Origin of the sequence: Aquabacterium sp. (assembly GCF_021768455.1) — a bacterium.
Taxonomy (GTDB): domain Bacteria; phylum Pseudomonadota; class Gammaproteobacteria; order Burkholderiales; family Burkholderiaceae_C; genus Aquabacterium.
The window spans coordinates 1-12,401 of the sequence record NZ_JAIZVX010000127.1 but is presented as its reverse complement, the minus strand read 5'-3'; the positions used below and the strand labels follow the sequence as shown (position 1 = coordinate 12,401).

Annotated in this window: 9 protein-coding genes; 6 read left to right on the top strand and 3 right to left on the bottom strand. The window is 69.0% G+C overall.

Going from position 1 to position 12,401, the window contains the following annotated elements; genetic code table 11:
- Positions 1-2,696, top strand: a 2,696-nt coding sequence (locus QZ994_RS15165) for a TonB-dependent siderophore receptor (protein WP_290873423.1), incomplete at its 5' end; no start/stop codon positions are given.
- A 33-nt stretch (positions 2,697-2,729) separates the two neighbouring features.
- Here QZ994_RS15165 and QZ994_RS15160 read toward each other — a convergent pair.
- Positions 2,730-4,241 (bottom strand): acetyl-CoA hydrolase/transferase family protein, encoded by a 1,512-nt coding sequence (locus QZ994_RS15160; protein ID WP_290873420.1) that lies wholly within the window; start codon positions 4,239-4,241, stop codon positions 2,730-2,732.
- Between the two features lie 135 nt (positions 4,242-4,376).
- Between QZ994_RS15160 and QZ994_RS15155 the strand changes: the two genes are divergently transcribed.
- From QZ994_RS15155 to QZ994_RS15145, 3 genes are all read left to right on the top strand, one after another.
- Complete coding sequence (locus QZ994_RS15155; RefSeq protein WP_290873417.1) at positions 4,377-5,255, top strand: LysR family transcriptional regulator; 879 nt, start codon at positions 4,377-4,379, stop codon at positions 5,253-5,255.
- 279 nt (positions 5,256-5,534) lie between these two features.
- Positions 5,535-6,209 carry a hypothetical protein gene (locus QZ994_RS15150; RefSeq protein WP_290873414.1) on the top strand — a complete coding sequence of 225 codons (675 nt, stop codon included), beginning with the start codon at positions 5,535-5,537 and terminating at the stop codon, positions 6,207-6,209.
- A 30-nt stretch (positions 6,210-6,239) separates the two neighbouring features.
- Positions 6,240-7,517, top strand: coding sequence for an SAM-dependent methyltransferase (locus tag QZ994_RS15145; protein WP_290873411.1), 1,278 nt, complete (start codon positions 6,240-6,242; stop codon positions 7,515-7,517).
- 14 nt (positions 7,518-7,531) lie between these two features.
- Here QZ994_RS15145 and QZ994_RS15140 read toward each other — a convergent pair whose 3' ends face one another.
- On the bottom strand, positions 7,532-8,383 hold the full coding sequence (locus QZ994_RS15140; RefSeq protein WP_290873408.1) for a PA4780 family RIO1-like protein kinase: 852 nt from the start codon (positions 8,381-8,383) through the stop codon (positions 7,532-7,534).
- 94 nt (positions 8,384-8,477) lie between these two features.
- On the opposite strand from QZ994_RS15140, the gene QZ994_RS15135 reads away from it, so the two are divergent.
- Positions 8,478-9,374, top strand: a complete 897-nt coding sequence (locus tag QZ994_RS15135; protein WP_290873429.1) for a dienelactone hydrolase family protein — start codon at positions 8,478-8,480, stop codon at positions 9,372-9,374.
- Entirely contained in the window at positions 9,371-9,613 is a 243-nt protein-coding gene (locus tag QZ994_RS15130; protein ID WP_367172329.1) for a VF530 family DNA-binding protein, read from the top strand. The genes QZ994_RS15135 and QZ994_RS15130 overlap by 4 nt, the downstream gene beginning before the upstream one ends.
- 39 nt (positions 9,614-9,652) lie before the next feature.
- Here QZ994_RS15130 and QZ994_RS15125 read toward each other — a convergent pair.
- Positions 9,653-12,401: hypothetical protein (locus QZ994_RS15125; protein WP_290873405.1), on the bottom strand; the 2,749-nt coding region annotated here is incomplete at its 5' end.

The window sequence follows — 12,401 nt, the reverse complement described above, 5'->3', positions numbered from 1 at the left end:
CGCTGCGCGCGGTGGCCCAGGCTGCCCTCCTGTGCGTCCTGGCTTGCGGGCCGAGGTTCGCGGCGGCCCAGGCCGTGCTGCCCGACGTCAGCGTGACGGGCACCGCCATCGCCCGCCCCGAGGTCGCGTCCACCCTGCCGCTCACCGTGCTCACCCGTGCCGACATCGAACGCAGTGGCGCCCGCAGCACCACCGAGTTGCTGCAGGGCCTGCCCTTTGCGCAAGGCGGCGTGCCCCTGTCCACCGTCGTCGGCACCGAAACACACGGCTACAGCGGCGTCTCCCTGCACGACCTGGGCGACGCCTACACCCTCATCCTGCTCAATGGCCAGCGCCTGGCACCGTTTGCCGGGCAGTCGCCCAGCGGGGCTTTCAGCGGGGTGGACGTCGGCCACATCCCCCTGGCCATGATCGAGCGCATCGAGGTGCTGCGCGACGGCGCCTCGGCCCTCTATGGCGCCGACGCCCTGGGCGGCGTCGTCAACCTCATCACCCGCCGCGAAGACGACGGCAACGAGGCCACCGTGGGCTTCAGCAGCCCGCGGGGCGGCGCCCGCGAGTGGCGCCTGAGCGCCTACAAGGGCATCGGCAACCTGGCCGAAACCGGGCAGAACCTCAGCCTGTCGGTGCAGGCCACTCACCGCAGTGCCTTGCGCGGGGCCGACCGGTCCTTTGCCAACCGCTCGGTGCGCACCGTGCAGCAAGGCGGGCAGGCCTACCGCTACATCGACGACCCGGTCTCCTTCGCCGCACTCTATGCCGCCCCGGGCAACTTCTACGGCTTCCTCAACCCCGCGCTGCTGGCCCAGGGCGCCTGCCCAGCGGGCCAGACCTGGGACCAGGTCAGCGCCTGCCTGAGCAACCTCTCGGCTCAGATCGACCTGGTGCCCGAAGAAGACCAGCACAGCCTCATGGCCAGCTACACCCGCGAGGTGGCGCCGGGCCAGCGCTGGGCGGCCGACCTGCTGCTGTCCCGCCACCGGGTGCGTGCCCGCACCGCGCCCATGCCGGCGGTGCTCACCGTCAATGCCGGCTCGCCGCTGTACGCCGCCTACCCCGACACCCTGGGCCTGTACGAGGCCTATGCGCCCGGGTTTGCGCTCTACCGCTTCGATGCCCTTGGCCGCCGCCTCACCGACGACACCCGCACCCTGGGCGACCTGGGCCTGCGCCTGGAAGGACGGCACGCGGGCTGGTCCTGGCAATCCGGCCTCAAGGCTTCGGTCCACCATGTGGACAGCCGGGTGGGCGGGTCCATTGGCCAGGCGGCCGCCCAAAGCCTGGTCGACTCGGGTGTGCTCGACCCCTTCGCAGCCACGCCTTCGGCCGCCGCCCTGGCCGCCATCCAGCAGGCCCGTTACGACGGCGCCTGGGTCAACAGCCTGTCGCGCCTGTATGCCTGGCAAGGGCAGGCCAGCCGCGCCGTCGCCACCCTGCCTGGGGGCGAACTGCGCTGGGCCCTGGGCCTGGAGGCCCGACACGAGTCCCTCGGTTTCTCGCCCAGTGCCTACGCCCAGGGCCTGGGGGGCGACCTGGCTGCCGACGCCGCCTCGCCCGTGGTGGGCAACCAGGCCTCGCGCCGCGTGCTGGCGGCCTTCAGCGAATGGACGGCGCCCTTGAGCCAGGCCCTGGAGTTGGGCGCCGCCGTGCGTGCCGACCACGACAGCCGCGTGGGCAGTGCCCTCACCGGCAAAACCCAGGTGCGCTGGCAGCTGCAGCCCAGCCTGCTGGCGCGGGCCTCGCTGGGCACCGGTTTTCGGGCGCCCACGCTCAACCAGCTGAGCGCGCCGTCGCAAGGCAGTGCCTTCGCCAGCGCCACCTGTACCGAGGCGCTGCAAGCCCAGGCGCAGGCCCTGGGCCTGTCGCCCTGCACCCTGGGCGACACCGTCACGCTGGCGCGCCTGCAGGGCGGCAACCCTGAGCTCAAGCCCGAGCGCTCGGTGCAAGGCAGCATCGGCCTGCGCCTGGAACCCCTGCCGGGCCACAGCCTGGGGCTGGACCTCTGGGCCGTGCACATCCGCGACCGCATCGGTGTGCCGAGCGCCACCACCGTGCTGGCCGACCCGTCGGCCGTGCCCGGTGCCTGGACCACCGCCGACGACGGCAGCGGCCCTGCCCTGGCGCTCAATGGCCGCCCGCAGAACCTGGGTCGCCTCATGTCCACCGGCATCGACGTGGACGCCAGCGTGCGCCGCGGTGCGCGCATCGGCCTGCTGGAAAGCCGCCTGCTGCTCAGCACCCTGCTGCGCGAAGACGCCCGTGCCTACGCAGGCGGCCCCTGGTTCAGCGCCATCGGCAACGGCGAGCAGGGCGGTGCCACGCTCAAATGGCGCGCCAGCTGGCGCAACACCCTGGTGCGTGGGGCCTGGTCGCACACCCTCACCACCCGCTACCAGTCGGGCTACCTCGACCAGGCCGTGAGCCTGGAGCGGCTCGATGCCAACGGTGCGCCCACGGGCACCTACGACAACGTGCGCATCAAGGTGCCGGGGCAGGTGCTGTGGGATTGGCAGAGCAGCTGGCAAATCAGCCGGGCCGTGCAGATCACCGCCAGCGTGGTCAATGTGGCCGACACGAAACCGCCTCTGTCGCTCAGCCAGGGCGGGGCCTACCAGGGCACGTCCACCGGCTTCGACCAGCGTTACTTTGATGCGCGCGGCCGCATCCTGCAGCTGGAAGCCAGGCTCAGCTTTTGAGCCTGTGATGCCCTGGGCCTGAAGCGGCGGCTTTCAGTCGGCCAGCACGCCTTCGTGTTCGCGCATCGAGCCCGTTTCTCGGTACCGCGTGTGCCAGGCAAAGGCCGCTTCCAGCAGGTGGGGCGTGTGCCCGCCACGGCGGCAGGCGTCGCGGAAGTAGTCGTTCAGCAGATCGCGGTAGAGCGGGTCCACGCACTGGTCGATCACCACGCGAGCGCGTTCGCGTGGTGCCAGGCCGCGCAGGTCGGCCAGACCGTGTTCGGTCACCAGCACGTCCACATCGTGCTCGGTGTGGTCCACGTGCGTGACCATGGGCACGATGCTGGAGATGTCGCCCCCCTTGGCCAGCGACTTGGTCACGAAGACCGACATGTGGGCGTTGCGCGCAAAGTCCCCCGAGCCCCCGATGCCGTTCATCATGTGCGTGCCGTTGACGTGTGTCGAGTTGACGTTGCCGTAGAGGTCGCATTCCAGCGCGGTGTTGATCGTGATCAGGCCCAGTCGGCGCACCACCTCGGGGTGGTTGCTGATCTCCTGCGGGCGCAGCACCAGGCGTGACTTGTAGCGCTCGATGTGGTGGACCACCCGCTCGTAGCAGGCCTTCGACAGCGTCATCGACGAGGCCGAGGCAAAGGTCATGCGGCCCGAATCCAGCAGGTCGATGCTGCTGTCCTGCAGCACCTCGGAGTACATGCGCAGGTCTTCAAAGGGCGAGTCGATCAGGCCGTGCAGCACGGCGTTGGCGATGCTGCCGATGCCCGCCTGCAATGGCTGAAGCGACGGAGCCAGGCGCTGGGCCTTGACCTCGCGCATCAGGAAGTCGTTGAGGTGGTCGGCGATGGCGGCCGTCTCGGCATCGGGCGGCAGGATGGTCGAGGGGCTGTCGGGCTGGTCGGTGAAGACGATGGCCGCGATCTTGTCCGGGTCGATGGGGATGGCCGTGGTGCCGATGCGCTGGTCCACGCCGACCAGCGGGATGGGCTGGCGGTGCGGGCGGTAGGTGGGGATGTAGATGTCGTGCAGGCCCTCGAGTTCCAGCGGCATGCTCAGGTTCACCTCGACGATCACTTTCCTGGCCAGGATGGCGAAACTGGCCGAGTTGCCCACCGAGGTGGTCGGCACGATGGCGCCGTCTTCGGTGATGCAGGTCGCCTCGATCACGGCCACGTCCACCGGGGGGAGCTGGCGGTTGCGCAGCATCTCCACCGTCTCCGACAGGTGCTGGTCCAGGAACATCACCTCGCCGCGGTTGATGCGCTGGCGCAGGCTGGCGTCCACCTGAAAAGGCATGCGCCGCGCGGTCACGCCGGCATCGCTGAGGACCTTGTCGGCGTCGTGGCCCAGGGAGGCGCCCGTCATCAGCGTGATCTGGAAGGGGTGGGTCCGGGCCCGATCGGCCAGGGCGAAGGGCAGGGCCTTGCAGTCGCCGGCGCGGGTGAAACCGCTCATGCCGACGGTCATGCCATCGTGGATCAGGGTGGCGGCGGCTTCGGCCGACATGACCTTGTCCCGCAGTCGGGCCAGGCGGATGCGCTCGGGGTGCATGGTGTCTCCTGTGAAGGCGGCACGCGCCGATCGAGGGTGCCGGCCTGGCGTGCCAGCGGCAGTATCGGCAGGCCCATTTCATTCGTAAAGCGACTAATATTCATGGCTTCCAGTCGTTCAAGGAATGGGTTTGCCATGGACCTGCGTGCCCTGCGCTACTTCACCGAGACCGTGCGCCGCAACAGCTTCACGCAGGCGGCGGAGGCCTTGCACGTCACCCAGTCCACCATCAGCAAGATGGTGCGACAGCTGGAGGCCGAGGTCGGTCAGCCCCTGCTGATCCGCGCCCCGCGGGGCGTGCAGCTGACCGATGCGGGCCGCGTCGTGTTCGAGCGCGGGCTGGATGCGGTGGCCGTGGTGCAGGGCCTGCAGCGCGAGCTCGATGACCTGGCCGCGCTCAGCCGGGGCCAGCTCACCGTGGGCATCCCGCCCATGGTCAATGTGTTCTTTTCGCCGCTGATCCAGCGCTTCCGTGCGGCGCATCCGGGCATCCGCCTGCAGGTGCGCGAGGCCGGTGGCGACGTGATCGAGCGACTGGTGGCCGAGGGCGAGCTGGAGGTGGGCGTGAGCATCCTGCCCGTGTCACCCGGCCTGCAGCTGGCGGCCGAGCCCATGGGGCGTTACCCCGTCTGCCTGGTCGCCACGCCCGATGTCGCCTGGGCCCGGCTCAAGCGCCCGGGCCTGGCGGCCCTGCACGGCCAGCCGGTCGTGATGCTCAGCGAGGGATATGCGCTGAGCCGCCGCCTGCGGCAGTGCTGGGAACAGGCCGGTGTGCAGCCCGAGGTGGTGGCCGAGAGCGGCCAGTGGGATTTCCTGCTCTCGATGGCCCAGGCCGGCATGGGCACGGCCATCCTGCCCCAGCCCCTGCTGCACCGCCTCAAATTGCCCGCCGACCTGCTCGTGCGCCCCCTGCCCGCCAGGGAGCTGGACTGGGCCGTGGCCCATGTGTGGGCCAAGGGGCGTTACATGAGCCATGCGGCCCGGGCGTGGCTGGCGGTGTGTCGCCTGGCCTGACCCCCTAGATTTCAGGATGTGAAGCAGGGAGGGCTTTTTTCAAACTACGGGGTGACGAACACAAGAAGCGAGCCGGTCGCGCATGCACGACGCCGGCATCCAGCGTGGGTGCGGCCGCGCTGGTCCATTCTGCCCGGGGAGGGCAACATGAATGACGTGATCAAGCAGTGTGTGGGGTGTCTGGGCATTGTTCTAGGGCAAGCGGTTTGGGCGCAGGCGGCCGTACCGCCATCGACGCCCACGGGGGGCAGTCCGGCGAGCATCAAGCAAGGAGACACCTTGCGTTTGCGAATGGACGTCGCGGGTTTCAAGCGTCTGGAAAGCAAGCTGAGTGCGGCACCACAAGGTGTTGCCCCCGCCGCGGCAGAGACCCCGACGGACGACGCCGGCGTGTGTGCGCCTGCGAAAAGTCGTCTGGAGGTGCTGTCCACATCGGCACAGGAACTGGTCGTGCGGCCCTATGGGGTCGGTGATGCCTGCACCTACAAGGCGTTTGTGACCTTGGGCAAGGTCGAAGACGATCGCATGTACGTGGTGGAGCGTGCCAACTTGGCCGAAGGCAGCTTCCGCCGCTCAGGCTTTGTCCATGGGGTGCTGTTCGTGCCCTTCAAGCGGCGGTTTTCCGATCGGGTGCTGAGTGGTGAGGGCAATCTGGGCTACTTCGTGGGCTATGAAGTCACCGAGTGGCGAGGCTGGTCGCTCATTCCCATCGCCTCCATGGGCATCTCTCTGGTCAACGTGGACGACAACAACGCGGACACCAGCGCGGCCCAACGCTCGGACACCGGTGTGCGTGCCGCTTTCACCAAATCCATCGGCCTCGTGCTCAAGAGCTTCGACAGCTTTCAGATCGGCTTCATCCTGGGCCACGACCGCATTGGCGGGGACACGACCTGGAAGTACGAGAACAAGCCGTGGATGAGCGTGTCGATCGGCTTCCCCTTCACCCAGTGAGGCCACGGCGGGCGCACAATGCTGCCCGCTATGACCGATCTTTCCACCGACCCCAACGCCCCCCACCTCACCCGCTTCGACGCCCTGCTGCGCCAGGCCCTGGCCGACCAGCGCCTGCTCAAGCTGATGCTGGTGGCCTACCAGGGCGGCCAGCCGGTGATCGACGAGATCGGCGCGGGCGTGCAGCGCATCATGGTGCGGGCCGTGGCGCTCAAGGGGCAGCCGCAACTGAGCTTTCTGCTGCGCTACCCCACGAAAGACATCACCAAGAACCTGCCGCTGGCAGAGGGCCTGGCCCTGATCGCCGGCTGGCTGGCCGCGGGGGCGTTTCGCAACGCCCACCTGCACACGCCTTCGGAAGAGGTGCAGCTGGCCTTCAGCAAGAAGGGCAAGGCCAGCGTGCGCGTGGGCAAGCCCTCGAATGCCGAGGCGGCAGGCCGTGGCCCCGTGAGCGCCGAAGGCATGGCCGAGGCCCTGGCCGGTGGCCACAACCGCGCCAAGCACCGCCTGCTCGAGCTCTCGCGCCCCTTCCTGCACGAGCTGGGCGTGACCGATGCGTCCGGGCAGCTGATCCCGGCCATGTCTCGCAAGTGGAAGCAGATCAACAAGTTCATCGAGGTGTTCGCGGCCGCCCTGGCGCGCTCGCCGCTGGCCGAACAAGAGCGCATCCACGTGGTCGACTTCGGTTCGGGCAAGGGCTACCTCACCTTCGCCATCCACGACTGGCTGCGCCACAGCATGCAGCGCGACGCGCGCGTCACCGGTGTGGAGTTGCGCGACGACCTGGTCCAGCTCTGCCAGCGTGTCATCGGCAAGCTCCAGCTGGAGGGCATGGACTACGAGCAGGGCGATGTGCGCGATTACCACCCCGCCGACCTGAACGTGGTGATCGCCCTGCACGCCTGCGACATCGCCACCGACCATGCCATCCACCTGGGCATCCGCGCCGGGGCCGAGATCATCCTGTGCTCGCCCTGCTGCCACAAGGAGGTGCGCCCGCAGCTGCTGAGCCCGCACCCGCTGCGGCCCATCCTTCAGCACGGCATCCACCTGGGCCAGGAGGCCGAGATGCTGACCGATGGCCTGCGCGCCCTGTTGCTCGACGCCGCGGGTTACGACACCCAGGTCTTCGAGTTCATCTCGCTCGAGCACACCAACAAGAACAAGATGATCCTGGCCGTCAAGCGCGCCAAGGCCACCTCGCCCGAGGTCGTCATCCGGCAGATCGCAGACATCAAGGCCTTCTACGGCATCCAGGCCCAGTGCCTGGAGACCCTGCTCAAGGCCGACGGGCTGCTGCCCGCCTGATCTGAGCCCCGTCCTCAGCCGCCCGCCTGCTGCAGGCGCAGGCGCCTGGCGGCCTCTTCGTCGCGGGCATCGTCGATCTCGCGGATGACCTCGCCCAGGTTCACCGGCCTGTCTTCGCGCTGGAAGCGGCCGGTGAGCACCGTGTCGGTGGTCAGCAGGCCGCGTTCGTACAGGGCCCAGATCTCGGGGCCGAAATCGCTCTCCAGCAGGGCCGGGGCGAACTGGCCGAAGAAGTCCTTCAGGTTGGTCACGTCGCGCAGCAGCATGCGTTGCGCGTGGTTGTTGCCGGCGGCGTCCACGGCCTGGGGCAGGTCGATGATGACGGGGCCGTCGGCGGCCAGCAGGATGTTGAACTCCGAGAGGTCGCCGTGCACGACGCCGGCGCACAGCATGCGCACCACCTCCTGGATCAGCGTGGCGTGGTGGGCCTGGGCCTGCTCGGGCGTGAAGACCACGTCGTTGAGGCGCGGGGCGGCGTCGCCCTCGGCATCGGCCACGAGCTCCATCAGCAGCACGCCGTCGATGAACTGGTAGGGCGTGGGCACACGGACGCCCGCGGCGGCCAGGCGGTAGAGGGCGTCAACCTCGGCGCTCTGCCAGGCGGCTTCCTGGGATTCGCGGCCAAACTTCGTGCCCTTGGCCATGGCACGGGCCTGGCGGCTGTTCTTGACCTTGCGGTTCTCGGTGTAGTCCACGGCCTGGCGGAAGCTGCGGTGCGTGGCCTCCTTGTAGACCTTGGCGCACAGGGTCTGCTCGCCCTGGCGCACCACGAAGACCATGGCTTCCTTGCCGCTCATCAGCTGGCGCACGACCGTGTCGATCAGGCCTTCTTCGAGGAGGGGCTGCAGGCGAGGGGGTGTTTTCATTGTGGGATTGTGCGCCGTGTGCCCGCGGGAGGCCCAATCCGGCTATCGTGTCGGCCTGTTCCTACACCCTGACGGAGAGCGCACCTTGAAACTCATGGACTACGGGCTCCAGCCCATCGACTTCCAGAACCCCGAGACCGTGCCGGCCACCACCGCCGCCGAACGCGCCGGGTTCTCGCGTCGCGGTTTTGTCATGACCTCGCTGGCCAGCGGTTTTGCCGTGGCCTCCAACCCCGTGCTGGCCCAGGCCATCACGACCGACACCCAGGGGCTGACGGTGGCCGAGGTGAAGCTGCCCGTGGCCGATGGCGTGATCCCCGCTTACGTGGCCCGTCCGGCCAAGGCAGGCAAGCACCCGGTGATCCTGGTCGTGCAGGAGATCTTTGGCGTGCACGAGCACATCAAGGACGTGGCCCGCCGCTACGCGAAGATGGGCTACTACGCCATCGCGCCCGAGATGTTCGCCCGCCAGGGTGACGTCTCGAAGATGAGCGACATCGGCGCCATCCTGTCGGAAGTGGTCAGCAAGGTGCCCGACGCCCAGGTCATGTCCGACCTCGACGCCGCCGTGGCCTTCGCCAAGGCCCAGGGGGCCGACGCCAGCCGTGTCGGCCTGGTGGGCTTCTGCTGGGGCGGTCGCACCGCCTGGCTCTACGCCAGGCACAACCCGAAGCTGAAGGCCGCCGTGGCCTATTACGGCCTGCTCGAAGGCATGAAGGGCCCGATCAAGCCCTACGACCCCATCGAGATCGGCGAACAGCTGACCGTGCCGGTGCTGGGTCTGTACTCGGGCGCCGACGCCTTCGTGAAGCCCGATGCCATCGCCCGCATGCGTGGCGCCATCGCCAAGTCGGCCAGCGGCTCGGAGATCGTGGTCTTCCCGAACGTCGACCACGGCTTCAATGCCGACTACCGCCCCAGCTATGACAAGACGGCCGCCACCTACGCGGCCAAGCTGGCGCGCGACTGGCTGAAGGACCACGGCGTTTGAGCACGCAGCCACGCAACCCCCTGCACGGCGTCACGCTGGAGCACATGGTCAGCTGCCTGGCCGATTACCACGGCTGGGCGGGGCTGGCCGAGCGCATCCCGGTGCGCTGTTTCAGCCATGACCCCAGCGTGAAGTCCAGCCTCACCTTCCTGCGCAAGACGCCCTGGGCGCGCGAGAAGGTGGAGCAGCTCTACCTGCTCACGGTCGAAGAAGACCGGCGGCTGCGCGGGCTGGATTGAGCCTTTGGGGGGCGCTCAGCCCCTCACCCTCTCAGCCCCTCACCCCAGAAGGGCCCGCCACAGGGCCTGGCGGTAGGCTTCGCTGCCATCGCCCTGGAACACCCGCTGGGCGGTGAGCACGCCCAGCTTGCGGTAGCTTTCCCACTGGGCTTCGTCGAAGAACTGGTCGATCGTGGTCTCCTGCGGGAAGGCCGTGTGCGTGGCCTGGTACTGCGCGATGTCGATGCTCGCTCCGGCCAGCAGGGTGGGCTTGAGCAGCACGATGCGGGCGACGACCTGGTCGGTGCGCTCGTCGGCGTCGGAATGCGCCAGGTCCTTTTGCTGTGCGGGCTGCACCACATCCAGCAGCAGGGCACAGCGGCCTGACCGCGGCTTCCCCGGTGCAAAGTCTTCCGGGCGACCGAACACCTCGTGCAGACCCAGACCCGGTGGGCCGCCTTCGCTGGCCGCCGACGTGGACGCCGGGGGCGGGGGCGGGGGCAGGCCTGCCTGCGGGTTCAGGACGATCTCCAGCCCGTGGTCGATGCGCACCAGGCGGATCAGGTTGGCCAGGTCTTCGAACTGGTAGAGCGGGTCGGCGCCGCAGTCGGTCAGGACGATCAGCTGCACGGCCCTGGCGTGGGCAGGGCGCAGCAGTTCGAAGACCCCGGTGTTGTCGAAGTGGCCGCCGTCAGACAGGTATTGGTAGCGCCGATGGTCGCCGTAGAACTGCCCTCTGAGTTCGTCCAGCAGGTAGGCCTGCGTCGGAAAGGTGCGGCTGATCAGGCTCTGGATGGGGTGCTCGTCCAGTCGCCGCTGCATGGCGGCGTTGGGGGGCAGCCCTTGCCACCAACGGCCCAGCCGGACGTTGGCAAAGCCCAGCGCCAGGGACATGCCCAGCCCCGTCTGGCGCCCCAGCCCGGTCGAGAACGCCGCCCCCGAGACGCCCAGCCATTCGCCAAAGGACAGGGCCCCGCTCAACTCCGAGCCGGGATGGGCCTGAGGCATGGGGTAGGGCTTGCCGTCGAGGTAGAAGCCACCCGGGGCGAGGGTCAGCGGCCGGCCTTTGCGGTCCCGTTGCACCAGTTGTTCGCCCGGGCTCACGCTCTGGTTCAGGCACACATTGACCAGGTGGATGGGGGCCAGCCGGTTGGCGTGCACCTCGCCGAGGTCCAGGCTGTCGCCGCGCATGGGTTCGGCCACGTCCCGCGCTTTCAGGGTGAAGGCCTCGGCCTGGTCTGCGGGCACGCCGCTGGCGCGCAGCACGTCGGGTGGGGCGAAGCGCAGGAAGTTGGTGGCGCCCAGGTAGGCCCGCGTGATGCGGGCGCTGTAGAGGCTCTGAAAGGTCGAGAGGTTGAGGTAGCCGGGGAAGCGACCCACGATGAGCACCAGCACCAGCAGCACCCCGAAGCTCAGCAGGGCATGGGCCGCGAGCGTGGCCGCGAAGGTGTGGGCGCCGAAGGCACTGTCCGTGGCGGGGACGAGGTCCGGCGCGAAGGCGCGCAAGGCGGCCGCCTCGGTGGGCCACAGGATGCCGAGCAGCAAGAGTTCGAGGCCCACGGCCACCGTCAGCCACAACAGCGCACCGGCCACGCCCGCCAGCATCGAGAGGGGCACCTTGCTCAGCCACGATGGCAGGCCTTTGGTGTCACTGAGGTTTTTCACGGCCCAGCGGATGCCCCAGACCGCCCCGCCCACGACCAGTGGTGCGATGGCCACCTGCTGCTCGCCCAGGGTCAGCATGCGCAGCCACAAGGTCTGGCCCAGCGTGGCGATGAGGGTGGCGGCACCCAGGGCGAGCACGGTGGTCAGGCTGTGGGTCAGGCTTCTGGTGAGGTGGACCCGTTGCGCGGCCACGGTTTCGCCCTGCGTGCACCGCGCGGATCGCGCGAAATACAGGCAGGCCAGGAAGGGCATGGCCGCGGCCGCGAGCAGGGGCGGGCGAAGACCGTGGTCCGAGGGCGGCAGGAGCCAGGCCAGCCCTCCCAGCATCACCGAGACGCACAGCCCCAGAAAGGAGGCCAGGTTGAAGGCCACGGGGGGACGGTTGAGGTAGATGCGTGCGTCATCGGGCCGGCCGTTGGCCCAGCGCTCGCCCCACATCAGCCGTTGGAGTGCAGGGTGTGCCACCCCGGGGTGCGAGTACCAGAAGGCCACGCCCAGAGGCAGGAGCGCCAGAAACGCGCAGGCCAGCGCACCCAGGCCCAGTGGCGAAGGCCAGATGTGCACCCCGCCGATCACCGGCCCGTGGTGCAGCATCTGCAGTTCGATGTCGGCATAAAACGGCGAGGCCCAGGCCAGGAGCCAGCGGGCACTCTGGGTCAGGGCCATCAGCATCGTCAGCAGGGTGGCGACGACATAGTGGGTGGCGAACCAGTTGCGCAGGGTCACGGCCAGGCCGTAGAGCAGGTCGCCCGTGCCGGTTGGCGCCAGGTAGCGGCCGTTGTCGCGCAGCCATGCCAGGGCCGCTGCCCCGGGGTGTCGTGGCTGGTAGTGGGTGTCTCGGTGGATGCGGGAGGGCGGATCGTCCTGCAGGGCGCTGTAGGCGGTCCGCACGGTGTCCGGGTCGGATTCCGGATGGCCGCTCAGGGCCGCGCCCGTGAGCCGGCCGTTCACGAACAGGCTGCTGAAGAAGCCGCCGGTGTAGCCGCCGCCGCTCACGGTCGAGAGGTAATCGAACTGCGCCAGCAGCGGCCACTGGCGAGGTTTGGCGGGCGATGCCAGGCTGGGGTCAGGCATGAGGCCCACCGGGCCTTGGGGATCAGGGCAACGCGCCAGGCCCTGCAGTACGCCCAGGCTGAAGGTGGCC

Excerpts from the sequence above, each read along its gene's own strand:
- QZ994_RS15160 (WP_290873420.1), bottom strand. The coding sequence starts at position 4,241 with ATGCACCCCGAGCGCATCCGCCTGGCCCGACTGCGGGACAAGGTCATG.
- QZ994_RS15155 (WP_290873417.1), top strand. The coding sequence starts at position 4,377 with ATGGACCTGCGTGCCCTGCGCTACTTCACCGAGACCGTGCGCCGCAAC.
- QZ994_RS15145 (WP_290873411.1), top strand. The coding sequence starts at position 6,240 with ATGACCGATCTTTCCACCGACCCCAACGCCCCCCACCTCACCCGCTTC.
- QZ994_RS15140 (WP_290873408.1), bottom strand. The coding sequence starts at position 8,383 with ATGAAAACACCCCCTCGCCTGCAGCCCCTCCTCGAAGAAGGCCTGATC.
- QZ994_RS15135 (WP_290873429.1), top strand. The coding sequence starts at position 8,478 with ATGGACTACGGGCTCCAGCCCATCGACTTCCAGAACCCCGAGACCGTG.